This is a genomic window from Pseudomonas sp. GCEP-101 (assembly GCF_025133575.1).
Lineage (GTDB): Bacteria > Pseudomonadota > Gammaproteobacteria > Pseudomonadales > Pseudomonadaceae > Pseudomonas > Pseudomonas nitroreducens_B.
Map to the genome: position 1 here is coordinate 183,001 of NZ_CP104011.1, position 25,689 is coordinate 208,689.

The 25,689-nt window shown below is 53.9% G+C and carries 21 protein-coding genes and 1 pseudogene; 21 read left to right on the forward strand and 1 reads right to left on the reverse strand.

Annotated features, from left to right (window positions below; genetic code table 11):
• Positions 1-32 precede the first annotated feature (32 nt).
• The 21 genes and pseudogenes from N0B71_RS00830 to N0B71_RS00935 all read left to right on the forward strand — a co-directional run bounded on the left by N0B71_RS00830 (position 33) and on the right by N0B71_RS00935 (position 22,372).
• A complete protein-coding gene (locus N0B71_RS00830) occupies positions 33-479 on the forward strand; it encodes a low molecular weight protein-tyrosine-phosphatase (RefSeq protein WP_259756622.1) in 447 nt (148 codons plus the stop codon).
• Positions 480-628: 149 nt separating this feature from the next.
• Positions 629-1,681 (forward strand): glycosyltransferase family 4 protein, encoded by a 1,053-nt coding sequence (locus N0B71_RS00835; protein WP_259756624.1) that lies wholly within the window; start codon positions 629-631, stop codon positions 1,679-1,681.
• A gap of 338 nt (positions 1,682-2,019) precedes the next feature.
• The gene (locus N0B71_RS00840; RefSeq protein ID WP_259756625.1) at positions 2,020-2,466 is read left to right on the forward strand and encodes a low molecular weight protein-tyrosine-phosphatase; all 447 of its coding nucleotides are present in this window, start codon (positions 2,020-2,022) and stop codon (positions 2,464-2,466) included.
• Between the two features lie 19 nt (positions 2,467-2,485).
• A complete protein-coding gene (locus N0B71_RS00845; RefSeq protein WP_259756626.1) occupies positions 2,486-4,729 on the forward strand; it encodes a polysaccharide biosynthesis tyrosine autokinase in 2,244 nt (747 codons plus the stop codon).
• A gap of 126 nt (positions 4,730-4,855) precedes the next feature.
• Positions 4,856-5,353 (forward strand): transcription/translation regulatory transformer protein RfaH, encoded by a 498-nt coding sequence (rfaH, locus tag N0B71_RS00850; protein ID WP_259756627.1) that lies wholly within the window; start codon positions 4,856-4,858, stop codon positions 5,351-5,353.
• A gap of 307 nt (positions 5,354-5,660) precedes the next feature.
• Entirely contained in the window at positions 5,661-6,974 is a 1,314-nt protein-coding gene (locus tag N0B71_RS00855; protein ID WP_259756628.1) for a nucleotide sugar dehydrogenase, read from the forward strand.
• 14 nt (positions 6,975-6,988) lie between these two features.
• The gene (locus tag N0B71_RS00860) at positions 6,989-7,942 is read left to right on the forward strand and encodes a Gfo/Idh/MocA family oxidoreductase (protein ID WP_259756630.1); all 954 of its coding nucleotides are present in this window, start codon (positions 6,989-6,991) and stop codon (positions 7,940-7,942) included.
• Between the two features lie 15 nt (positions 7,943-7,957).
• Positions 7,958-8,545, forward strand: a complete 588-nt coding sequence (locus N0B71_RS00865; protein WP_259756631.1) for an acyltransferase — start codon at positions 7,958-7,960, stop codon at positions 8,543-8,545.
• Positions 8,542-9,621, forward strand: a complete 1,080-nt coding sequence (locus tag N0B71_RS00870) for a DegT/DnrJ/EryC1/StrS family aminotransferase (RefSeq protein ID WP_259756632.1) — start codon at positions 8,542-8,544, stop codon at positions 9,619-9,621. The genes N0B71_RS00865 and N0B71_RS00870 overlap by 4 nt, the downstream gene beginning before the upstream one ends.
• 191 nt (positions 9,622-9,812) lie before the next feature.
• On the forward strand, positions 9,813-11,159 hold the full coding sequence (locus N0B71_RS00875) for a lipopolysaccharide biosynthesis protein (RefSeq protein ID WP_259756633.1): 1,347 nt from the start codon (positions 9,813-9,815) through the stop codon (positions 11,157-11,159).
• 232 nt (positions 11,160-11,391) lie between these two features.
• The gene (locus tag N0B71_RS00880) at positions 11,392-11,727 is read left to right on the forward strand and encodes an acyltransferase (protein WP_259756635.1); all 336 of its coding nucleotides are present in this window, start codon (positions 11,392-11,394) and stop codon (positions 11,725-11,727) included.
• Entirely contained in the window at positions 11,727-12,893 is a 1,167-nt protein-coding gene (locus N0B71_RS00885) for a glycosyltransferase (protein WP_259756636.1), read from the forward strand. The genes N0B71_RS00880 and N0B71_RS00885 overlap by 1 nt, the downstream gene beginning before the upstream one ends.
• Entirely contained in the window at positions 12,881-14,026 is a 1,146-nt protein-coding gene (locus N0B71_RS00890) for a hypothetical protein (RefSeq protein ID WP_259756637.1), read from the forward strand. Before N0B71_RS00885 ends, N0B71_RS00890 begins: the two co-directional genes overlap by 13 nt.
• A 13-nt stretch (positions 14,027-14,039) precedes the next feature.
• Positions 14,040-14,711, forward strand: a complete 672-nt coding sequence (locus tag N0B71_RS00895) for a WecB/TagA/CpsF family glycosyltransferase (protein WP_259756639.1) — start codon at positions 14,040-14,042, stop codon at positions 14,709-14,711.
• Between the two features lie 174 nt (positions 14,712-14,885).
• Positions 14,886-16,301, forward strand: a pseudogene (locus N0B71_RS00905) (undecaprenyl-phosphate glucose phosphotransferase).
• Positions 16,302-16,464: 163 nt separating this feature from the next.
• Positions 16,465-17,571: a polysaccharide biosynthesis/export family protein gene (locus N0B71_RS00910; RefSeq protein ID WP_259756643.1), complete on the forward strand. Its 1,107-nt coding sequence runs from the start codon at positions 16,465-16,467 to the stop codon at positions 17,569-17,571.
• 9 nt (positions 17,572-17,580) lie between these two features.
• Complete coding sequence (locus N0B71_RS00915; protein ID WP_259756644.1) at positions 17,581-18,237, forward strand: YjbF family lipoprotein; 657 nt, start codon at positions 17,581-17,583, stop codon at positions 18,235-18,237.
• Entirely contained in the window at positions 18,234-19,007 is a 774-nt protein-coding gene (locus N0B71_RS00920; protein WP_259756645.1) for a capsule biosynthesis GfcC family protein, read from the forward strand. The genes N0B71_RS00915 and N0B71_RS00920 overlap by 4 nt, the downstream gene beginning before the upstream one ends.
• The gene (locus tag N0B71_RS00925) at positions 19,004-21,103 is read left to right on the forward strand and encodes a YjbH domain-containing protein (protein ID WP_259756646.1); all 2,100 of its coding nucleotides are present in this window, start codon (positions 19,004-19,006) and stop codon (positions 21,101-21,103) included. The genes N0B71_RS00920 and N0B71_RS00925 overlap by 4 nt, the downstream gene beginning before the upstream one ends.
• An 84-nt stretch (positions 21,104-21,187) precedes the next feature.
• Positions 21,188-21,586: a YbaY family lipoprotein gene (locus N0B71_RS00930; protein ID WP_259756647.1), complete on the forward strand. Its 399-nt coding sequence runs from the start codon at positions 21,188-21,190 to the stop codon at positions 21,584-21,586.
• 108 nt (positions 21,587-21,694) lie between these two features.
• Positions 21,695-22,372: a DUF4197 domain-containing protein gene (locus N0B71_RS00935; RefSeq protein ID WP_259756648.1), complete on the forward strand. Its 678-nt coding sequence runs from the start codon at positions 21,695-21,697 to the stop codon at positions 22,370-22,372.
• 247 nt (positions 22,373-22,619) lie between these two features.
• On the opposite strand, the gene N0B71_RS00940 is transcribed toward N0B71_RS00935, so the two are convergent.
• Positions 22,620-25,688: an efflux RND transporter permease subunit gene (locus tag N0B71_RS00940; protein WP_259756649.1), complete on the reverse strand. Its 3,069-nt coding sequence runs from the start codon at positions 25,686-25,688 to the stop codon at positions 22,620-22,622.
• Position 25,689 lies beyond the last annotated feature (1 nt).

The following is a 25,689-nucleotide window of genomic DNA, read 5'->3' on the forward strand; positions in this document are numbered from 1 at the left end:
ATCTACCTCGGTCGCGGTCAGGGACGCTTCCCGTGTTCAACAGGATTCTGATCGTCTGTGTCGGCAACATCTGCCGCAGCCCCACCGCCGAACACCTGCTGCGCGAATCCCTGCAAGGCACTGATATCGCGGTCGGCTCCGCCGGGCTCAGCGCACTGGTCGGCCACCCCATCGACAGCACCGCCCTCGCCATCCTCCGCCAGCACGGCCAGCAGCCCCACCCGCATCGCGCCCGGCAGGTCACCGCCGAACTGGTGCACGAAGCCAACCTCATCCTGGTCATGGAGCACTCGCAGATCCAGAGCGTCATCCGCCTTGCCCCCGAAGCACGCGGCAAAACCTTCCTGCTGGGCAAATGGCAGAGCGATCAGGAGATTCCCGACCCCTATCGCAAAGGGCCGCAAGCCTTCGAGCGCGCCTACGCACTCATCGAGTCCGCGGTCGCGCCGTGGGGCGAACGCCTGCGAATTCGCCGATAATTTGACGAAAAGCTTTCCCTCAGAAAAAAGCGTCAGAAATCCTTACAAAGCGATGGTGAAAAAGGCTACGCTTTAGCCCAGCACGACCATATTTGGCTGTTTGGTCTCCCAGTTACGACACGTAATTTTCCAGGGGCCTACATCGCTTTATGAAGATCCTGCACATCACCGAGTCCTTCGGCGGCGGCGTCACCTCGGCCATCAACTCCTACATCCTCAACTCGCAGCAGCATGAGCACTACCTGCTAGCCTCGGTGCGCAAGGGCGACACCACCGGCGAGGAAACCCAGGGCCTGTTCAAGGACATCGAGCTGGTGCCCCGTCGGCTCTCCAGCCTGGCGCGAGTGAAGCCGTACATTGACCGCGTGCAACCGGACGTCATCCACCTGCACAGCACCTACGCCGGCGCGCTGATCCGGGCCCTACCCTTCATCCCCACGCAGAAGATCGTCTATACCCCTCACGGCTTCGCTTTCCTGCGTGGCGACCATCCGCTGATGCTCAAGGCCTACCGCGCCATCGAATCGCTGCTGGCAAAACGCACCGCGGTCATCGCCGGTTGCGGCCTGGACGAACAACTCATTGCCGGCGAACTGATCGAACCCGGGCATACGCTGGGGTTGGTCAACGTCTGTGATGAACTGCCGGAAGTTCCTCCAGTGCGCAGCCTTACTCACAAGCCGGTGGTGGGCATGGTCGGGCGCATCAGCCGGCAGAAAGGTCATGATTACTTCCGCGCGCTGGCGCAGAGCTGTGCAGACGTTGCGCACTTCAAGTGGATCGGAGGCGGCGATGCTCAGGCCATGGCGGACATGGTCGACGCCGGCATCGAGGTCACCGGCTGGCGCCCGCGCGGTGAAGTCATCGCGCATATGAAAGGGCTGGACCTGTACTTCCACACCGCCGCCTGGGACGGCTTCCCGATCTCGGTGCTGGAAGCGGCAAAACTCGACCTACCCATCGCACTTCGACGCATCGGGCCTTTCGTCGCCGAAGGCTTGTCCACGGTGCAGGATCTAGCCGAGGCCAAACGACAAGTCCTCGCCTTCGCCAGCGGCGATCCGAACGTGCGGGCCGATCTGTCTCGCAACAGCCGCAGCATCCAGGCCCTTCATAGCGGCGAACACCTGCAGTCATCGCTGGAAAGCCTCTACGCCCGCTTCAACCCGCCCCACTCCGCCCGCCAGCTCGCAGCAGGTTGATGCCCAGGCCTGTCTTTCAGGACAGGTCTGAGCTCCTCACGTCTCCCCGCCTCCGATGAGAAGCCAGCCTCTTGATCAAGCAGGCTTTTCGCTTGCTCAAGTCCTACTCAACAGCAGATCCCTGATCACCGCACCCACCCTATAGGAAGGGCGATCAGGGCGGCGTTGCGCCACCAGAATTGTCCACTCATACCAGCCTGCCGGAGGTATTCCCTTTATCCCGCCTGGGAAAATTCTTAAACCCGGAAAAGGGCCGGAAAGCGCATTGAATCACCTGCACACGCAGCTTAATTTTCGCGGCCCATAGGTAGCGATCAATCGAAGCAGCGGTGGTCAGCGTGTTCAAAAACGTCCTGGTTATCTGCGCAGGCAACATCTGCCGCAGCCCGACAGCAGAGCATCTGCTCCGGCGCCACCTGGCTGGCGCAGACATCCGTGTCAGCTCCGCCGGCCTCACCGCCGTGGTCGGCCACCCCATCGAACCCCACGCCTTCGCCACCCTGCAGCGTCATGGCCAGCAGCCGCACGAGCATCAGGCTCGCCAACTGACGGCGGAACTGCTGCAGGCCGCGGATCTCGTTCTGACCATGGAACAGCGCCACCTGCAGGACCTCTTCCGCCAGTTCCCCGAATCGCGCGGCAAGAGCTTCCTGCTCGGCAAATGGCAGCACGACCGCGAAATCCCCGACCCGTATCGCCAAGGGCAGGCCGCCTTCGAGCATGCCTATGCCCTGATCGAGGAAGGCGCAGACGCCTGGTCCCGACGCCTTCAACCTCAACGCTGAACTCTTCAAGAAGCCCCTTATGCAATACGCTCAAGCGCCCGCCATGACGCCGGCCGTCACCGACGACGACGAAATCGACCTCCTTGCCCTGTTCGGCACCCTGCTCGATCACAAATGGCTGATCGCCGGGATCACCGCAGGCTTCATGGTCGCAGGCGCCGCCTACGCCATCCTCGCCGCACCGGTCTACCGCGCTACCGCCACCATTCAGGTGGAGCAGAAGAAGCCGGGCATTCCGGGCTTGTCGGACATGAGCGATCTGCTGGGCGCGCAATCCCAGGCTGTCACCGAAATTCAGTTGCTGACCTCGCGCAGCGTTATCGGCAAGGCCGTGGATGCGCTCAAGCTGGATATCGATATCCAGCCGTCTCGCTTCCCGGTGGTCGGCAATTTCCTCAGTCGCCACTACAGCCCAGACCAGCCTGGCGACATCGCGCCGCCGGCGCTGGGCATGAGCCGCTTCGCCTGGGGCGGCGAGACGCTGAAAATCTTCCAGCTCGACGTGCCCAATGCACTGTTGGAAAAGAAACTGACCCTGATCGCCGGTGAGCATGGCCGCTTCACGCTATTCGACGATGACGACAATCTGCTGGTCGAAGGCAGTGCCGGCCAGCCCGCAGATCACAACGGCGTAAAGGTGCAGGTTGAAGCCCTCGCCGCCAACCCCGGCACGCGCTTCACCGTGATCCGCGAACGGCGGCTGAGCGCCATCCTCGACTATCAAGACAAGCTCAATGTCAGCGAAACCGGCAAGGAATCCGGCATCATCACCCTGTCTCTGGATGACGCACAGCCCGACCAAGCGCTCGCAACCCTGAACGCCATCAGCCAGCAGTATGTGCTGCAGAACGTCGAGCGCGCCTCGGCCGAAGCTGCTTCCAGCCTGGAATTCCTGCGCGGCCAACTGCCATCAGTACGCAAAGACCTGGAGCAATCCGAAAACGCCCTGAGCAGTTATCAGTCCCGTGCCAAGTCGGCAGACATCAGCCTGGAAACCAAGGCACTGTTGGACCAGATCGTCGCGCTGGACACCAACATTTCCCAACTGAAGCTGCAACAAGCGGAGATGGATCAGAAGTTCACCCACCAGCACCCCGCCTATCAAGCCCTGATGCGGCAGATCGGCGAGCTGAGCAGCAAGCAGGCTGGACTCTCCAAGCGTGTAGAGGCGCTGCCGGAAACCCAACAGGACCTGCTGCGCCTGACCCGCGACGTGCAGGTCAGCACCGCCATCTATACCCAGATGCTGAACAAGGCCCAGGAACTGGACGTCATGCGTGCTGGCGCCGTAGGTAACGTACGTGTCATCGACCCGGCCGATGTCGACATCACCAAGCCGGTAAAACCGAAAAAGCCGCTGATCGTTGCCATTGCCACCCTGATCGGCCTGTTCTTTGCCATCGCATTGGTGCTGTTGCGCAAGGCACTCAATCGCGGCATAGAGAACCCCGCAGCGATAGAACAGCTCGGGCTGCCGGTCTATGCATCCATTCCGCACAGCGAACTGCAAAAATCGGAAGAAGATCAGCGCAATAAGAACAGCCGCAAGGGTAAGGTCGCTATCAATCCGGCCCCTTTGCTGGCAACCAGCCACCCAACCGACCTTGCCGTCGAGTCTCTGCGCAGCCTGCGCACTAGCTTGCACTTTGCCATGCTGGAGTCGGGCGACAATCGCTTGATGATCTCCGGCCCAAGCCCCGCCGTCGGAAAATCCTTCGTCAGCGCCAACCTGGCCGCCGTGATTGCTCAGGCCGGCCAACGCGTACTGCTGATCGACGTCGACATGCGTAAGGGTTATCTACACAAGGTCTTCGGCACCGATGACAAGAACGGTCTATCCGACCTGCTCATCCAACGTTGTTCCTTCGACCAGGCACTGAAGCCTACAAAAGTGGGGAACCTCAGCTTCATCTCTCGCGGCCAGATCCCGCCGAACCCATCCGAACTGCTGATGCACCCCAACTTTACCGACTTGCTCGAACGGGCCAGCTCCGAATTCGATCTGGTGATCCTGGACACTCCTCCCCTACTCGCGGTCACCGACGCAGCCATCGTCGGCCGGCAGGCCGGCACCAGTCTAATCGTCACCCGCTTCGGCAAGAACGCTCCACGCGAAATTGAACTGACTATTCGACGCTTTGAACAGAACGGCATCGAACTCAAAGGCGCCATTTTCAATGGCGTCGAACGCCGCACCTCGGATTACTACGGCAACGGTGCGTATAGCAATTATCAATACGTATATCTCTCGGATAAATCCTAAGGTAATTGAAAAAACCACAACTTTGTAAAGCGGCCCTTTGCCACTCTTGCAACTTTTCAAGAGCTGACTTTCGAGCGCTCCGGAATTCAGGATTAGTGAAAGCAGTCCTTTTGAAAGGAGAATTTAATGCTGGCGACAACGGAAAAACGTTGGTACTTGGTGCAGTGCAGGCCCAAGCAAGATTTGCGCGCCCTTGAGCATCTGCAACGGCAAGGTTACGAATGTCTATTGCCAATGCATAAGGTGGAAAAACTTAAACATGGTCAGCGACTTCACCAAGATGAACCATTGTTTCCCGGCTACTTATTCATTGAACTAGACAGTTGCCTAGATAACTGGATGCCAATTCGCTCCACGCGCGGTGTCAGCCAGATCGTGCGCTTTGGCGCAGCTCCCTTAGCGGTTCCAAAGAACATCGTCGAACGCTTCCGCCAGTCGGGAAAAACGTACAAACCCAATTTGTGTGCCGGGGATAAAATTCAAATTAGCTGGGCTGGGACTCACGGTATTGAAGCTGTATTTCTAGCTAAGGATGGCGCAGAACGAATACTGATCTTATTGAACATTCTCCATCGAGAGTTACAGATCAGCATCCCCGTTCAAGGGCTGATAAAAGCTGGGTAAGTAGGTAATAAAGTATTTAAAAATTAACTCATTACGTCTTGGGAATTAAACGATAAATCCTAGGGCGGTAGCGTGCAAAAACACAAACCATATAACGCAGCCAGCGACAAAAAATCTATACCTGCAAAGAATCTCCTTATTCAGCATATAGGTGGAGCCGGAACCCCTTATAAGCGGCGCATGTAAATTATCCTTTAAATTTTGAAACCGCACTCTTCGCAACAATCCATTCCTGTCCATTGTAGTGAAGATTGCTTCGTAAGCGTGGCTGTTCTGCCGCCTCAAATCACATCTTCGGAACATACTAATGAATAAAATTTTAATTAATCTCTCACAAAAGCTAGAGCAAAAAGAAGCAATAATTGGAATTGTCGGATTGGGTTACGTCGGGCTTCCATTGATGCTTCGCTATAACGCTATCGGCTTTAAGGTTATCGGCATCGATATTGACGACAACAAAGTATCCGAGCTGAACGCTGGACGAAGCTATATAGAGCATATCTCTAGCGAAAGCATCCAAAACGCCAGAGCCTCTGGCTTCAATGCAACAACTGATTTCAGTAAAGCAAAAGATTGCGACGCACTTATTCTTTGCGTTCCCACCCCGCTGAACAAATATCGTGAACCAGATATGAGCTTTGTAGTCGGCACAACCGACTCTCTTAAGCATCACATCCGTCGAGGTCATGTAGTTTCCCTCGAAAGTACGACCTATCCTGGTACAACCGAGGAAGAACTTCTTCCTCGTTTACAGGAAAGCGGGCTCACCGTTGGAGAGGACATATTCCTAGTTTACTCTCCAGAACGCGAAGACCCTGGCAATGCAAACTTTGAAACTCGTACGATACCCAAGGTAATTGGCGGCCACACCGAAAACTGCCTATCAATCGGGATTAAATTATATAGCAGCGCCATTGACAAGATTGTACCGGTAAGCTCTACCAAAGCAGCAGAAATGACTAAACTTTTGGAAAACATTCACCGAGCTGTCAATATCGGCCTAGTCAATGAAATGAAAATTGTTGCAGATAGGATGGGGATAGACATATTCGAAGTAGTTGACGCCGCCTCAACTAAACCCTTTGGATTTACTCCCTATTACCCTGGCCCTGGGCTGGGTGGACATTGCATTCCAATTGACCCATTCTACTTAACATGGAAGGCTCGGGAGTTCGGCCTACATACACGCTTTATCGAACTTTCTGGTGAAGTTAATCGTGCCATGCCAGAATACGTCGTCGCAAAACTTATAGACGGGCTGAACAGCATCGGAAAACCGTTAAAAGGCGCAAAAATTCTCGTACTTGGAATTGCATATAAAAAGAATGTCGACGATATGCGTGAATCACCCTCCGTCGAAATCATGGAGCTTATAGAGCAAAAGGGTGGTGTTATTTCATATAGTGACCCTCATGTACCTGTTTTCCCGAAAATGCGCGAGCACCATTTCGACCTGATCAGCGAAGACGTAAACATCGAAACTCTGCGTTGCTTTGATGCTGTTGTGCTAGCCACTGATCATGACAAATTTGATTATGAGCTGATTAAAAATAATTCCAATCTTATCATCGATAGCCGTGGAAAATATCGTCTCGCATCCAGCAACGTAATCAAAGCCTAGTTAAGGAAATCTTAATGACAAACTTCTCTCTAATAGGCGCGGCTGGATACATCGCCCCCCGGCATATGCGTGCCATCAAAGAAACAAATAACAAATTAATTTCTGCTTACGACATAAATGATTCAGTTGGAATAATCGATAGCATCTCTCCTCATAGTGAATTTTTTACGGAATTCGAACGTTTTTTAGATCATGCACATAGATTGAAGCGTTGCCCATCGGCGGAGCTAGATTATATCTCCATATGCTCACCAAACTACCTTCACCTGCCACATATTACATCCACCTTACGCTTAGGATGTGATGCCATATGTGAGAAGCCGCTAGTACCCACTCCATGGGATCTAGATGAATTAGAACTCGTGGAGCGGGAAACAGGGAAGCACGTTTATAATATTTTGCAACTTCGGCATCACAGCGAAATTTTAAAATTAAGAGAAATGATTGCCCGCGATACATCACAAAATAAATATGATGTAGATCTCACCTATATTACCTCTCGTGGCAAATGGTATATGGAAAGTTGGAAGGGTGACCCTCGGAAATCCTATGGAGTGGCAACCAATATAGGAGTTCATTTTTACGACATGCTCCACTTTATATTTGGGAAGCTTCAGCACAATTTACTCCATTATTCCAGTGAGAAGAAAGCAGCTGGATACTTGGAATATGAACGAGCGCGTGTTCGTTGGTTCCTTTCTATTGATGAAAATGATCTTCCACTCGATGTCCGCGGCATAAAGCCCACATTCCGCTCTATCACCGTGAATGGTAAAGAGCTAGAGTTCTCAGAAGGCTTTACCGATTTACATACCGTAAGCTATCAAGAAATTCTTGCTGGCAGAGGTTACGGCCTCGAAGCAGCTCGGCATTGTATCGAAACGGTTGAAACTATACGCTCAGCTTCGGCGGTTTCTCCTAAAAATGGGGAGGGTCACCCTTTCCTTCCAAATCTGCAAAGAAGCTAACCCGAGAGATACAGTATGGAATATTATTGCCACGAAAGCGCAATTGTTGATGAAGGTGCGAAAATCGGAAATGACTCCAGAGTCTGGCACTTCACCCATATATGCTCAGGCGCAAATATTGGAAAATCTGTATCTCTCGGTCAAAATGTATTTATTGGAAACAAAGTAATTATCGGTGATAACTGCAAAATACAAAATAATGTATCGATATACGACAATATAATCCTTGAGGAAGGGGTATTCTGTGGTCCCAGCATGGTTTTTACCAACGTTTACAATCCTCGTTCGCTAATCAATCGAAAGGACCAATACCGCGATACATTGGTGAAGACAGGAGCTACTTTGGGCGCCAACTGCACGATTGTATGTGGCATCACAATTGGAAAATATGCTTTTGTCGGCGCAGGAGCGGTAGTAAACAAAGATGTACCCGATTATGCCTTAATGGTTGGAGTCCCCGCGCAGCATATCGGGTGGATGAGTGAGTATGGTGAGAGGCTACCTCTGCCTCTGGTGGGAATAGGCTCAGCAACATGCCCTCATACCGGTTCGCGATATGAACTATCCGATGGGACTCTAACTAATATTGGCACTATGAAATGATCGAACTCATTGATCTCCACTCTCAACAAACAAAAATTAAAGACAAAATCAACATAGTAATACAGCGTGTTCTAGCTCATGGTCAATATATTCTTGGCCCGGAAGTGGATGAACTAGAAGAAAAGCTCACACAATTCACTGGTGCAAAACATTGTATAACTTGCGCTAATGGGACCGACGCCTTACAAATTGCCCTGATGGCACTAGGGATTAAGCCTGGAGACGAAGTCATTACACCAGGTTTCACCTACATTGCCACAGCCGAAACCGTCGCTCTGTTGGGCGCCAAGCCTGTTTACGTAGATGTCGATCCAAATACCTATAATCTCGACCATCGTCTTCTAGAAGCAGCAATTACCTCTCGTACAAAAGCAATAATTCCAGTATCACTATATGGCCAGTGCGCAGACTTTGATACTATCAATGAAATTGCAAGAAAGTATAAAATCCCTGTAATAGAGGATGCAGCACAAAGCTTTGGTGCAACCTACAAGGGGAAAAGATCGTGCAACCTGACAGATATAGCATGCACCAGCTTTTTCCCTAGCAAACCCCTGGGATGCTATGGAGATGGTGGCGCAATCTTTACGAATAATGATGAACTCGCATTAGTTCTTCGGCAGATTTCTCGTCATGGGCAAGATCGTCGCTACAATCATATAAGGGTCGGAGTCAATAGTCGCCTCGATACAATACAAGCTGCTATTTTGCTTGTAAAGCTTGAACTCATTGAGAAGGAAATTGCGCAACGAAATGAGATAGCGCAAAAATATGAAGAACTTTTACCTATTTCCACCACGCCTTATATAGAGCCTCACAACAAAAGCGTCTATGCTCAATATACAGTCCGTTTAGAAAATCGCGAGATAGTACAGAAGAAACTGAGTGGATTTGGAATTCCAACAGCAATTCACTATCCGACCCCATTAAATAAACAGCCTGCAGTATTTGACTCTACTGCAAAATTGCCTGTGGGAGACAAGCTTGCTACAGAAGTTCTTAGTCTCCCAATGCACCCCTATTTGACAGATGCGCAAATGCATAGAATAGCGGATGCATTCCTTAATTCTATTTAGCATCTCTAATAACAACGGATCATACAAAAGACATAGCGCCGTCGATTAGGTCGACGGCGCCATTTTCTCTTCTTATATTCCATGCCCTACATCTCTCTATAAACTCGCTAATAGGCGAAATCTCAAATATAAGCCCCGACTTATTTGTCCAACTTTAAAGTTAAAATGAGATGTTAAAGAATCTACGCTTAATGGCACGAGAAAACAAATTCTTTCGCGCTGTTATTCTATTAGCAGGTGGCACCGCAGGCGCTCAGTTAATTTTAGTTTTGGCCCTCCCAGTTGTAACTAGGCTATACAGCCCAGAACAGTTTAGTGATCTATCAGCCTTTATAGCAATATCTGGAATATTTTCAACCGCAGCCTGTTTACGACTAGATTTAGCTATACCACTACCAAAGCGCGACTCTGAATCAATTCATCTACTTTTTCTCTCCATAATTTTCTCGATAGCTACATCGTCGCTGATACTTTTTATAATATTAATTATTCCAGAGCATCTATTATCACGAGTGCTTCCTTCTGTTATCTATAACTATGCATGGATTTTGCCGCTGGGTGTATTTCTCTCAAGCACGTACAATGCTCTCCAATATTGGGCTACCCGAAAAAAGCTCTTTTCTGTTATCGCAAGAACAAAATTCGAACAATCGCTTGCTGCTGTGTCAACCCAAATTGGAGCAGGCTACTTTATACAAACACCTATAATCCTTATTCTAGGCCAAATATTACACAGCAGTACTGGTATATTCCGGCTAGCGAAAGCTTTCACTCAGTTGGACATAAAGCATCTAGCATATATTAGTCCGCGTAGCCTTTTTATCACACTACGAAAGTATAAAAACTTTCCAAAATATTCAACAATTGAATCCCTAGCGAATACAGCTGGAATACAACTACCGTTTATCCTAATATCCACAGCACTTGCAGGTCCAGAAGCAGGCTACTTAATGCTCGCTTCTCGTATTCTGCAATCACCACTTTCACTACTGGGTAGTGCGATTTCTCAAGTGTATTTAACCCATGCACCCCAAGCACATCGCGAGGGAAATCTATCATCACTAACCTATAAAACCCTTGTTAACCTAATGAAAGTAGGTATAGGTCCGATTATATTTGCTGGTACTCTTTCTCCTTTTCTTTTTCCATATATCTTCGGAAAGGACTGGTCTAGAGCCGGAGTACTTGCTGCTTGGATTACACCTTGGGTAGCTCTCCAATTTATATCCTCTCCCATATCAATGATTGGACATGTACTCAATCGCCAAAAACTTATGCTTTTGCTCACGATATTCGGCTTTTCAATACGTGCAGGAGGCGTGTTTTATTTTAGCTATGGGCTTAAATCGAGCCTTGCTTCGGAATACTACGCAGTTTCTGGGTTTATATTTTATCTCACCTGTACATTGGTTTTCACCAGATGCGCCGGTATACCGATTATAAAGATTTTTAGCGCATTGACTGAATCAGCGTACTACATTGGGTTCTGGATACTATCTGCGTGCTTCGGGATCTATATATTAAAATGGATATCTTAATATGAGATTGAACTCATTAATTAAAAAAACCTTATACACTATTCTAAATTTGTTTTTCCGTTCAAAATATCTAAGTGGACGATGGTTCGAAGAATACTCATCCGGATATCTTTGGGCAGTAAAGACTGTCTGGCAAAGAAATATACTTCGAATTGAGTCACCAGCACCTTGGCCAATTAATTTAACATGCCGAGTTTCTAACTATAACAATATAACTTTCGACAGAGACGATTTGAATAACTTCCAATCCCCCGGAACTTATTTTCAAAATTTCAAAGGCCATATTCATATAGGCAAAGGAAGTTACATCGCCCCAAATGTTGGAATAATCACTTCGAACCACGACCTAATGGACCTAGATAAACACTCCATAAGCGAGGACGTGGTAATTGGAAGAAAGTGTTGGATAGGTATGAACTCCGTAATCCTTCCTGGCGTGGAGCTTGGAGATGCCACGATAGTCGCCGCAGGATCCGTTGTTACTAAGAGCTTTAAGGAAGGCAATATCGTAATCGGAGGCTGTCCGGCTAAAGAAATAAAAAAACTTTTAACTGGTCTGAAAAAATAATGTTTCAATTCAACACGGGAAAATCCCCACGTAGTAATGCTATATTTTTAAACTGTCATGACAATTTCGGCGGCGCGGAACGCAGATTTGCCAGAGCATTCGCTGATTATTTGATTGATTTCGGAAATATCTTGCTAATAGCAAATAAATCCTCCATAAAATCACTCAATGCAGCCGGAATATTAAAATCTAAAAAAGGCATTATCTGTATGCCCGGAGGAGTTGCAAAGCCGGGAAAGACTTATGCTATATATCATATTGTAAACGCAATTCTTCTAATTTTTTACTCTTTAAAAAATAGAATACGTCATATTCACTACCCTGTTGATCCATCTATCTATTCATTTATTCATAGCTTAGTGCTTCGCCCGCTTGGAATTACTTATTCTTTGTCTATTGTAGACTCAAGCCGAAACACCATGAGAGATTTTAGTTATATCCGAAGGACTATATGGAGGCACAGTATAAAGCGTGCTCGAGGAATAGATTTTCTATCGGATGGAATTAAAAAAAACATAAGCACGTTATTTTCTAAAGAAGTGGCCTTTTGCTCAAATATACAAGTATCTCCTTGTTCGTTCACTGATTATACAAAGGCACATTATTCAGAGGAAAAAGAGTACGACTTGGTAATGATGTGCCGTTTACACTCCAAAAAGGGGCACGATCTTCTCTTTTCTGCTCTTCAATATATAAAAACTTTAGGGAGATCTGGAGATATTAAATCCATAGGAATATTTGGTAGTGGACCACTTGAAAACCAGATTCGATCTGAAGTTGAGGCGTTTAAAGACTTCAATATTTCCCTTAAAAAAACTAAAGATCCTTTTGGAGTTTTCTCAAAAACAAAATTTTTATTGTCACTACAAGCTGATGAGAACTACCCTTCTCAGGCAATACTGGAAGCTTTATCTTCAGGCGCTTACATAATAGCTACTGATGTTGGTGAAACTTATAAAATCGTTCCTAGCGCTGTAGGATTTCGAACTTCTAGCAATGCAAAAGATTTAGGTGAAACTATCTTATATGCATTGGAGCATTACACCTTCAATCGGTCGACGTACACTTTATTGAATAGCTTTGCTACAAAATCGCATAGCGCAAAACGATTTAGCCTTTACCTATGGGACTTCATTATTGAGAGTGCAGCGCTATGCACAAAATGAAGCTAACAAGAGGAATAATAGTTTCGCGTCATAGCATAGTAATAACTCCAATTCTCGCACTGGCAATAGTCAGCACTGTTCTAAATTTTTCCGCAGAATCATCTCCAGCAACTATAATATTTGAATTAGTTACTTTATTGTTCTGCCTTGCGCCTCCTATTAGGATTGCTCAACCGCAACTAGCAATAACAATATTAGCTACTATATATATTTTTTCTTCATTAATATACTCTGTAGCCCTAAATAGAGTTGACGTTTTAGATTTTGCACTTGCATTTAAAGCTTTTTACTACCTAATACTACTGTCATTCTGTTCAAGAGGAGCAAAAATTCCATTAGCCAAACTTGAATTATTTTTAAAGTCGCTAATAATTATACTTGCCATTAAATACTCTATATCCCGCATTGCCTTGGGGATTTCACGCCCAATTCTTTTCACGGAAAATAACTACGAGTTAATATTCCTCCTAATAGCTTATTACGCGTACTACACCAGGTCAAACACTCTGCAACCATTATGGATAGGATTAATAATATATATATTCTTTATCTCTGGATCCAGATCTTCTATTTTTGCTTTAGCATTTACAATTTTCTTTATGACCATACGAGGAATCGATAGAAAGACACTACTGGGGGCGGTTCTACTCCTAGCAAGCGCAATAGGCGCATATTATGTTTTTTATGATCGTTTAGCTGAAAACAGTATTGATTCTATCGATAGGATACGATTCTTTAATTTATTTTTATACGAAGTTAGGGACTGGGGCTTACTAAAATATCTTGTTGGTTCAGAACGTCTTACCCCTTTAAGCTCATATACATGTGGGGCATTATCATACTACAGCTCGCTGATGAGTTACCGAGGAAATGGGACTTGTTACTCAGTAGCCCTGCATTCCTATATATTGAGAGCGATATTTGATCACGGAATATTAATACTGATAGCCTTAATAACAGCGGTAGCACTGCTGCTATCCAAATCAAAATACTCCAAAACCCAAATTGCATGCATTCTCGGCATAGTTCTTATTACTTCTCTATCAGTATCCTCATTAAACAATGCTTACGTTGCACTTGGACTTACTATTGCCCTCTCTGCAGAAAGGCAAAAATCTCACATGACACTCTAAAGCCAGAAATCTTATGAAATCCAATATACAGAGTAACTTCAATTATACTCTTGGGAAACTTTACACTTTTATCAACCCGTATTCTTTTAAAAAAATAATGACCTCCTCTGAAAAGGACAGAATTCTATCAAATTTCCTTTTCCATCCGGATGGTATTTCGCTCTGCGTACTACTTAAGATTTTCGGAAGAAAAATTGATCGGGTAAGCTTTGATGACACATCAATAGCGCCTATCGTTTTCAACTACGCCGCCGTTAACCGATTAAAGCTAGGCATGATAGGATCATCTCCAACTGTAATCGCGAAAGCCAAGGATATAATTCAAGAAAGATACGAGATCCAAGACATTACAATAAATTCAGGTTATTTCCCCGACAGTGAAAGAGAGCTTATATTAAGAACCTTTCTCGATTGTGATATCGTGATTAGCTCAATGGGAACTCCCAAGCAAGAACTTTCCCTCTTGGATTTACGAGAAATGGGTTGGCATGGGACCGGGTTCACTTGCGGCGGTTTTTTCGACCAGATAACAAACTCATCAGGAAAATCCTATTATCCAAATTTTATTGATCGCCTTCACTTAAGATGGGCCTACAGAATTTTTAAAGAGCCAAAACGGCTGTGGCACCGATATGCATTTGATTACCCTATCGGCGCATTATATTTTATACGTCACTTAATATAGAACCGTTCTTGCGACTGTTTTGTACGAACCAAATACTTTTGGGCGGCCCCTTGGGCAACTCTGTCACCCCCTATTTTCACTAGTGCCATCCCTCTCGCAACTCACATGATCTACTTTTAGGTCCATCCCTAATTCATCAAGTCTCTCAAATACACTTGCTTTGAGACATAGCAAATGAATCGTATTGACCGCGGAATCCTCCGCCCCCACCAAGCCTCCATGTCCGTCCTGCAAAAATTGCTCGACCTCTGCGTAATTTGCGCCGGCATGGGCATGGCAATCATTGCCGATAAAGCTGCATGGGACTATTCAACAGTCATTGCAATGCTGTTTGCTTTGGTTATCTTTTATCTGCTCAGTGATTTTGCGCAACTTTACGTATCATGGCGTGGAGAAAGAGTTCGCGACGAGTTGCGCAAAGTTTGTGGTATATAGGCAGTCAGTTTTGCGGGAGTTGCTGTCATGGACTACCTCAGCCCGGAAATCACCGTGCTTAATAGTACCGGGCAAATCCAGTGGTTCTCTTTGGTACTAGTTAGCCTGTGTGGCTACCGTGTGTTATTGCGCTCTGCCCTGCATGCTCTACGGCGTCGCGGCTTTAATGCCCGCTCCGTGGCCATTGCTGGAGCAGGCGCGCTTGGGCAGCGGTTGGCGACCAACATGGCCAGTGCACCGTGGATGGGGTTAGAGCTAACCGGCTTTTTTGACGACAAGCTTCACGACTCGATTAGCTTGGGCTACGGCAAAGTAAATCTGCCTATTTCTGGTAAGCTGGAAGATTTGGTTGAACAGGCCCGCATGGGCAAGCTAGACCGCGTCTATATTGCCCTGCCCATGCGCAGCGAAGCCCGCATCAAATGGCTGGTGGAGCAACTGAGCGATACCACCACCTCGGTCTATATCGTGCCCGACGTCTTCGTGTTCGATCTACTCCATGCGCGCACCCAGAACATCGACGGAATCCCCACTATCAGCATCTTCGATAGCCCCATGGTGGGAGCCAGTGCAGTGGTCAAGCGCTTGGAAGATGTCGTGCTGTCCACACTGATCCTCTGCCTAATCGCCATCCCCATGCTGCTGATTTCCGCTGCGGTGAAGTTCACCTCCCCCGGCCCGGTGTTCTTCCGGCAAAAGCGCTATGGCATCGATGGCCGCTCCATCGAGGTCTGGAAGTTCCGCAGTATGAGAGTGATGGAAAATGGTGCGACGGTTACCCAGGCAACGCGCAACGACTCACGCATTACCCCGGTTGGCGCGTTCCTGCGGCGTACGTCCTTGGATGAATTACCGCAGTTCATCAACGTGCTAATGGGCGATATGTCCATAGTCGGCCCGCGCCCACATGCCATTGCCCACAACGAGCAATACCGCGGGCAGATCAGCAGCTACATGCTGCGCCACAAGGTGAAGCCGGGCATCACGGGATGGGCACAGGTAAATGGCTGGCGCGGCGAGACCGACACCCTTGAGAAGATGCAGAAGCGCGTCGAATTTGACCTCGCTTACATCAACAACTGGTCCTTGTGGTGGGACCTGAAGATCGTCTTCCTCACCCTGTTTAAGGGCTTCGTGCATAAGAACGCGTACTAGCCAAATCCGCCGTCGTTAACGAATTTCCTGCCTTTACCTATTCGCCTTTTCCTACATCCGCTCCAAGGTCCAGTTGCTACCTTGCGCAGCCTCCTGGCCAGCACCTGTGCCATCGAAACCGGCGCGACGCGCCTTCCGCCAATTCCTCTTATGTAGCCGCCCCATGATCCGTCCGTTGTCGCTCGCCGTCCTGTCCGCTCTTGCACTCCAGGGATGCATGTTTTCCCCTGGCCAAAATCTCGATACAGGGCGACTGATGCAGGAGGACTCTGCCGAGTCGAGCCGCGTCCAGTTAGTGCAGATCACGCCCAAATTGCTCACGGTGCAGGCGGCAACGCAACAGCAGGAAGCCATCCCACAGGAGCTGATCGACTATCGCCCCGAAAGCTATCGCATCGGTGCGGGCGACCTGCTCTACATCACCGTGTGGGACCATCCGGAGCTGACTTCGCCAGCCGGGCAGCAACAGCAGATCGATGCGAACGGTCGCCTGGTACGCCCTGACGGCACGTTGTTCTATCCGTATATCGGCCAGATCAAGGTCAGTGGCCGAACCATCGAGGACGTTCGCGGCACCATCACCCGCGCGCTGTCCAATTATGTCGAGCAACCGCAGGTGGACATCGCGGTGATGCGCTACGCCAGCCAGCGCGTGGTGCTCAATGGCGCCTTCCTGAAGGCCGGGCAGCAAGCAATCACTGCCACGCCGCTGACGCTGATGGAAGCCATTGGCGCGGCCGAATTGGACTCCACCAACGCGGATCTCTCCGGCTTGACGCTGCAGCGCGACAAGCAGCTGTTTCACCTGAACCTGGATGCCCTCAATACGGCCCAGGGTTCTGACCTCTACAGCCTCTATCTGAAAGATGGCGACCGCATCTACCTGCCCTACAACGACCGCAAGAAGGTCTACCTGATGGGCGAGGTAAATACACCGCGCGCGCTGACCTTCAAGACCCGCGACATGAACCTGGCCGATGCGCTGGGGAGCGTGGGCGGCCTGAACCAGACCACGGCCAACGGCAAGGCGGTCTACGTCATTCGTGGCGTGGAGAACCTGGAGACCGAGCGCGCCAAGGTCTTCCAGCTCGACGCCAACTCGCCCACCGCGTTCATCCTGGCCCAGCAGTTCCAGCTGCAACCGCAGGACGTGGTGTATGTCGGCCCGGCCGGCGTGACGCGCTGGAACCGCCTGATCAGCCAATTGGTACCGTCGGCCGGCATCATCGGTACCGGTTCGACCGTCCAGCACAACCTCACCAACAACTGATTTCTCGCCATGAAAGCCCTTCGCTTGCTGGCGCTGGCTGCGCTTACCGCCTCGCTAAGTGCCTGCAACCCACTGATGCGAGGCTCCTTGGATACGCTCGGCGCGAGCCTCAGCCGCCCGGCGTCGCTGGAGCTGACCCGCGCCCAGGTCGAGGCGCTGCCCTACTACCAGATGCAAGTCAGCTCCGAGTACGGCTCGGCGGTGATGGCCCTGGTACGCACCCAGGGCGATCGGCAGTTCTGGCGTGCGTCCTCGGGGCAGTTTTTGCTGCTTGAGAAAGGGCTCGTGGTGCGCACCTTGGGCTTCCCGAACGACCTGCTGGGAACGCGCCTGAGTGCTGAGGCGCCGTTCCAGCATGGGTTACACCAGGTCGCGGACGGCCAGCCAAGCCAACGCTGGATCGACCTCGGGGCTGGCTATCAGTTGGATGTTCCACTCAGCGGCAGCTTCCAACGCAAGGGGACCGAAAGGGTCCGGATTCTCGACCAGGATCTGACCTTGCTTCGCGTAGACGAGACGCTGCGCGCCCCCGTTAGTGGCCTGTCCTCCACCAATCATTATTGGGTCGACCCGAGCGACGGCTTTGTGATGCAAAGCCGCCAGCAAGTCGCGCCTGGCTTGAATATCACCATCACCCAACTGCGCCCGCTCCGGGAGAAACCATGAAGCTCTCCCGGCTTTGTTGCCTGCTGGCGTGCCTCGCGGTCAGCACCACTCTGCTCGCCAGTACGCGAATCGAAGTACTGGGCGCCCTACCTGCCCCAGGAAAGATGGAAGTCCCCGAAGACTTGCGCCTGGGCCAGTTTCTCGGGCAACTGCGGGTGGACCCGCTCGGCTACTGGCTCGGTGCATCCTGGCAACGCCAGGGTCTGAGAGCCGAACAAACACGGCTGAAGGCCGGCATCCTGTTCGATCTGATCCAACTGGAGCGCCTGGCGCAATTGCAGGACAAGCCCAGCCTCGCCAACGCCGCGCATCAGTTGAAGGAGCAGGTGAGCGCGCTGCCAGTAACCGGCCGGCAGGTCTATCACCTCGACCCGCTCGCCGTGGAACTCAACGCGGCGCGTTCACCAACGCTGCAGGAAGGCGACCGGCTGATATTCCCGCAGCGCCCCGCCAGCGTGCGGGTCACCGGCGCGGTAGCGAGCGACTGCACTCTACCCTTCGTCCCCCTGCAGCAAGCTGATCGCTATGCGCAGCAGTGCCCTGCGCTGGCCGACGCGGACCCGGATTACCTCTACGTGATTCAGCCAGATGGTCAGGTGACGCGCCTCGGCATCGCCCTGTGGAACCGCGAAGAAGGCGCCCCCCCGGCGCCCGGCGCGGTGCTATTGGTGCCGCTGGACGCCAATGAAATCAAAACCATTGCCCCTGAGTTGAATCAGGAGCTGGCCGAGTTCCTTGCCACTCAATCTCTACCGGCGGAGGCTCCATGAAACGTCACCATGGCCTTTACGCCCTGCTGGCGACCACCACGCTGGTGAGCGCCGAACCTCGCTTTACCCAGAACGATTTTGGCGGCGTCGGCCTGCTGCAAACCCCTACTGCGCGCATGGCGCCGGCGGGGGAGATCAGCATCAACGCCAACCGCACCGATCCCTACTCGCGCTATAGCTTCTCGCTGCAGCCGTTCGACTGGATGGAGGGGACCTTCCGCTACACCTCTATCAGTAACCGTAGATACGGTGCGGAGGACTTCAGCGGCGACCAGAGCTACAAAGACAAGGCCTTCGACGTCAAACTCCGTCTGCTGCAGGAGAGTCGCTGGGCACCTGAAATAGCCTTGGGTGGGCGCGACATCGGTGGTACCGGTCTTTTCTCCAGCGAATACTTTGTCGGCAACAAGCGTGTCGGCGACCTTGATTTCAGCCTAGGGCTCGCCTGGGGTTATATTGGCAACCGAGGCGAGCTGGGTAATCCCCTTGGCTGGGTCGATGACCGATTCAACAGTCGCCCGATGCCCACCAGTGATGTGAATAATGCTGGCTCGCTCGATGCGAGTGCCTACTTCCGCGGCCGCCCCTCCCCCTTCGGCGGCATCAACTGGCAAACGCCCTGGGATCGCCTCTCGGTCAAGCTCGAATACGACGGCAACGACTACCAGCGCGAACCCCTGAACAACAACCAGAAGCAGAAATCGCCGTTCAACATCGGCATGGTGTTCAAGACCGCCGACTCGGTGGACCTGCACGCCGCCTTCGAGCGCGGCAATACAGCCATGTTCGGTATCACCCTGCATACCAACTTCGCCACCCGCCAGGCGCCCGCCAAGGTAGCCGACCCGGCGCCGGAGCCACTGGCGGATAACGCCCAAGGCCATCAGCAAACCCCGACAGATTGGGCCGACGTGTCACGCCGCCTCGCGGACAACGCCGGCTACAAGGTCGATCGCATCACCCGCAAGGACAGCGAAGTCGTCGTCTACGGTGAGCAGTCCCGCTACCTCTATCCGGCCGAAGCCGTCGGCCGCGCCGCGCGCATTCTCGATAACAGCACCGATGACGACGTCCAGTGGTTCACTGTCGTCGATAGCCGTTACGGGCAACCCGTGGTGGAAACCAGCGTACCGCGCAACGTATTCCGTGACGTGGCGAACCAGGAACGCCCGCTGGCCGACCTGCGCCGCACCACCGAACAGAACGTGCCGCTGCCGCAGGAGGAAGAACTGCTCTACGCCCAGCGGCCCGATCCCTTCAGCTATAACCTCGGCCTGGGCTACAACCAGAGCATCGGCGGGCCGGACAACTTCCTGCTCTACCAATTCACCGCCGACCTCGACAGCGAATACCGCTTCACCCCCAGCCTGTGGTGGAACGGTCTGCTCAGCGCCAACCTGATCAACAACTACGACAACTTCAAGTACGACGCCCCCAGCGGCTTGCCGCGCGTGCGCACGGACGTCCGGAAATACATGACCACGTCCGACCTCACCCTGCCCACCTTCCAGCTGAACAAGACCGCGCGCCTGGACCAGGACCTCTACGGCATGGTGTACGGCGGCTACCTGGAAAGTATGTACGCCGGCGTCGGCGGCGAGCTGCTGTACCGCCCCATGGGCTCGGACTGGGCCCTGGGCGCCAACCTCGACCTGGTTCGCCAGCGCGATTTCGACCAGCACTTCGGCCTGCGCGATTACCAGACGGCCACCGGCTTCGTCACCCTCTACTGGCAGACCGGCTTCCAGGACATCCTCGCCACCGTCAGCGCCGGCCGCTACCTGGCGCGCGACTGGGGTAGCACCTTCGACCTGTCCCGCCAGTTCAGGAACGGCGTGCGCTTCGGCACCTGGGTCACCCTCACCACCGCCAGCAAGGAAGAGTTCGGCGAAGGCAGCTTCGACAAGGGCATCTATGTGTCGATCCCCTTCGACGAGCTGATGAGCAGCTCCACCATGCGCCGCGCCAACCTCTCCTGGAACCCGCTGACCCGCGACGGCGGCGCGATGCTCAACCATTACTACTCGCTGTATGACCTCACCGATGGTCGTGATCAGGTGATGTTCCAGAACCTGTTCGGACGCATCGTGAAATAACTCGACGCTCGCCCGTCAAATGGCGCCGAAACCAATGTCCGCCACAATGGTCTGACGCGCCCTGGAACCAAGGAGAGCTCCGCCATGAAAACCCTTCCCCTGCTGCTGATGACCGGCGTGCTCGCCGCGTGCAGTTCCACGCCATCCGCCGACAAGGCGTCACTCGACGGTGAAGTCTTCTACCTGCAACGCATCGCCCTGCCGCCGACGGCGCAGGTGACCGTGCGCCTGCAGGACGTGTCGCTGGCGGACGCGCCGGCGATTGACCTCGCTCAGCAGCAGTTGGCGCCAGGCCGTCAGGTCCCGCAGGCCTTCCACCTCGAGTACGACCGCAGCGAGGTCAAGCCGGGTCATAGCTACGCGGTCAGCGCCCGCATCGAAGACCATGGCCGGGTGCTGTTCATCACCACCGAGCGCCACAGCGTCCGCCTCGACGGCAGCGACCCGCAACCGCTGCGTGTGCGTGTCGATCCTGTGCGCTGATTCACCGCGCCGGCGGGTTTTCCCCAGTGGCCATCCTCCGTTAATCTCGCTCCTTCATTTTCACCCCGGCGGCTACTCCAGCCGTCGGGTTTCACCAAGGAAGTACCGATGCTGCGATTCCCCGTTCTGCTGGCCGGCGCCCTGCTGTCCGTCAATGCCTTCGCCCTGTCCCTTTCCGATCTCAGCCAGAGCGACGCCACCGGCGGCCTGAAGGACGCGCTGACCCAGGGCGCCCAGGTGGCCGTGAAGCAGCTCAGCCAGCCGGGCGGCTTCAGCAATGACCCGGCCGTGCGCATCGAACTGCCCGGCAAGCTGGGCAAGGCCGCCAAGACCATGAAACAGTTCGGCATGGGCGCCCAGGTCGACCAGCTCGAAGCGAGCATGAACAAGGCGGCCGAGGCCGCCATGCCGCAGGCCCAGGCGCTGCTGGTGGACGCGGTGAAGAAGATGACCGTGACCGACGCCAAGGGCATCCTGCAGGGCGGCGACCACTCCGCCACCGATTACCTGAACCGCAGCAGCCGCGATCAGCTGCGCGCCAAGTTCCTGCCGATCATCAAGCAGGCCACCGACCAGGTCGGCGTGGCCAAGCAGTACAACGCGTTCGCCAGCCAGGCCGCCGCCTTCGGCGTGGTCGATGCCAAGAATGCGAACATCGAGAACTACGTGACCGAGGAGGCGCTGGACGGCCTGTTCAAGCTCATTGCCGAGCAGGAAAAGACCATCCGCCAGAACCCGACCGCCGCGGCCACCGGCCTGGCGAAGAAGGTCTTCGGGGTGCTCTGAATTCCGCCTGTAGACAGAAAAAGCCCGGCAATTGCCGGGCTTTTTCATGCCTGTTCAGTTATCGCCTGTAGGAGCGGGCCATGCCCGCGACAGCACGCCAGAGAACGCAGGCAACGGGTATCGCTTCGCTTTATGCCATCCTGCGAAAACACCTCGCCCCACGCCAGAGCTGGAAATCGCTTCAATCTGTAGGAGCGCGCCCTGCGCGCGATCGCGGGCAGGGCGCGCTCCTACAGGGAATACCGAGCTAGGCCTCTTTCTTCACCCTGAACCACGCCGCGTACAGCGCCGGCAGGAACAGCAGGGTCAGCGCCGTGGCGACGATCAGACCGCCCATGATCGCCACCGCCATCGGGCCGAAGAACACGCTGCGCGACAGCGGGATCATCGCCAGCACGGCCGCCAACGCGGTCAGCACGATGGGGCGGAAGCGTCGCACCGTGGCCTCGATGATGGCGTGCCAGGTGTCCAGGCCGTGGGCGCGGTCCTGTTCGATCTGGTCCACGAGGATCACCGAGTTGCGCATGATCATACCCGCCAGGGCGATGGTGCCGAGCATGGCGACGAAGCCGAAGGGCTTCTGGAACGCCAGCAGGAACAGGGTCACCCCGATCAGGCCCAGGGGTGCGGTGAGGAACACCATGATCATCCGCGAGAAGCTGCGCAGCTGGATCATCAGCAGGCTCAGCACCACCACGATGAACAGCGGCACGCCGGCGTTCACCGAGTTCTGCCCCTTGGCCGAGTCCTCCACGGTGCCGCCGACCTCCAGCAGGTAGCCGTCGGGCAGTTGCGCGCGGATCGGGTCCAGCGTCGGCGAGATCTGCTTCACCAGGGTGGCCGGCAGCGAGTCGTCGTAGATGTCGGCGCGCACGGTCACGGTGGGCAGGCGGTTGCGCCGCCAGATGATGCCTTCCTCGAAGCCGTACTCCAGCGTCGCCACCTGCGACAGCGCTACGCTGCGACCGCTGCTGGTCTGCATCGACAGGCTGGGCAGCTGCGACAGGTCATGCCGGCCGCGCTCGTCGCCACGCAGGAGGATTTCGATCAGCTCGTTGTCCTCGCGGTAGAAGCTGACGGTGGAGCCGGTCAGCGAGCTCTGCAGGAACTGCGAGATGTCCGAGGTGCTCACGCCCAGGGCGCGGGCGCGCTCCTGGTCGATATCGAGGAAGATCGCCTTGCTCGGCTCTTCCCAGTCCAGGTGCACGTTCACCACGTGGGGGTTTTCGCGCATCTTGTCGGCGACCTTGCGCGCCAGTTCGCGGACTTCGGGAATGTGTTCGCCGGAGACGCGGAACTGCACCGGGTACCCCACCGGCGGCCCGTTCTCCAGGCGGCTGATACGCGTGCGCAGGGTGGGGAAGTCTTCGTTCATGTGCTTGATCAGCCACTGGCGGACTTCCTCGCGGGCCTCCAGGTTCTTCGCCAGCACCACGAACTGCGCGAAGCTCGCCGCGGGCAGTTGCTGGTCCAGCGGCAGGTAGAAGCGCGGCGAACCGGTGCCCACGTAGGCCACGTAGTTATCAATCCCCGGATGCTCGGCGAGCATCTTCTCCAGGCGATTGACCTGCTCGGCGGTGGCGGTCAGCGAATCGCCTTCGGCGAGCTTCAGGTCCACCAGCAGTTCCAGGCGCGCCGACGGCGGGAAGAACTGCTGCGGCACCAGGCGGAACAGCATGATCGAGCCGATGAACGCCGCCACGGTGAGCAGGATCACCGTCTTGCGGTAGCGCACGCACCACTCCACCACGCGGCGGAAACGCTGGTAGAACGGCGTCGAGTACGGATCATGGCCCTTGTCGCTGCCGCCGTGTTTCTCCGCGTGACGCTTGGCCAGGTCGGGCAACAGTTTTTCGCCCAGGTACGGCACGAAGACCACGGCGGCGATCCACGACACCAGCAGCGCGATGGTCACCACCTGGAACAGCGAGCGGGTGTATTCGCCGGTGCCCGATTGCGCAGTGGCGATCGGCAGGAAGCCGGCAGCGGTGACCAGCGTGCCGGTCAGCATCGGGAACGCCGTGCTGGTCCAGGCGTAGCTCGCCGCCTTGAGCCGGTCGTAGCCCTGCTCCATCTTCACCGCCATCATTTCCACGGCGATGATCGCGTCGTCCACCAGCAGCCCCAGCGCCAGCACCAGTGCGCCGAGGGAAATCTTGTGCAGGCCGATGCCGAAGTAGTACATGCAGGCGAAGGTCATCGCCAGCACCAGCGGAATCGACAGTGCCACCACCAGGCCGGTGCGCAGGCCGAGGGAGAAGAAGCTCACCAGCAGCACGATGATCAGCGCCTCGGCCAGCACGCGGACGAACTCGCCCACGCCCTCGCGCACGGCCGCCGGCTGGTCGGACACCTTGCGCAGCTCCATGCCCGCCGGCAGCGTCTGCTGCAGGCGTTCGAACTCGGCGTCGAGCTTCTGGCCCAGCACCAGGATGTCGCCGCCGTCCTTCATGGCCACGGCGATGCCGATGGCGTCCTCGCCCATGAAGCGCATGCGCGGCGCGGGCGGGTCGTTGAAGCCGCGGTGCACGTCGGCCACGTCGCCGATGCGGAAGGTGCGGTCGCCGACCCGGATCGGGAAGGCGCGGATGTCGTCCACCGAATCGAAACGACCGGAGACGCGCAGTTGCACGCGGTCGGTCGCCGTCTCGAAGAAGCCGGTGGCGGTCACCGCGTTCTGCTCCTCCAGCGCCTTCTGCACCGCCGCCAGCGGCAGGCCGAGGGTGGCGAGCTTGGTGTTGGACAGGTCGATCCAGATCTTCTCATCCTGCAGGCCGACCAGCTCGACCTTGCCGACGTCCTTGATCCGCTGCAATTGCAGTTGCAGGCGGTCGGCGTAGTCCTTGAGCACCGCGTAGTCGAAGCCCTTGCCCGACAGCGCGTAGATGTTGCCGAAGGTGGTGCCGAACTCGTCGTTGAAGAACGGCCCCTGGATGCCCTGTGGCAGGGTGTAGCGGATGTCGTTGACCTTCTTGCGGATCTGGTACCAGAGCTCGGGAATGTCGCGGGAATGGAAGTCCTCACGGGCGACGAAGGTCACCTGGGATTCGCCGGGGCGGGAGAAGGAGACGATGCGGTCGAAATCACCGGTCTCCATCAGCTTCTTCTCGATGCGCTCGGTCACCTGGCGCGAGACTTCCTCCGCCGTCGCGCCCGGCCAGTTGGTCTTCACCACCATGGCCTTGAAGGTGAACGGCGGGTCCTCGCTCTGCCCCAGCTTGGTGTAGGACAGCGCACCGACGATGCCCAGCAGGAGCATCAGGTACAGGACGATGGAGCGATTCTGCAGCGCCCAGGCGGACAGGTTGAATTGCATC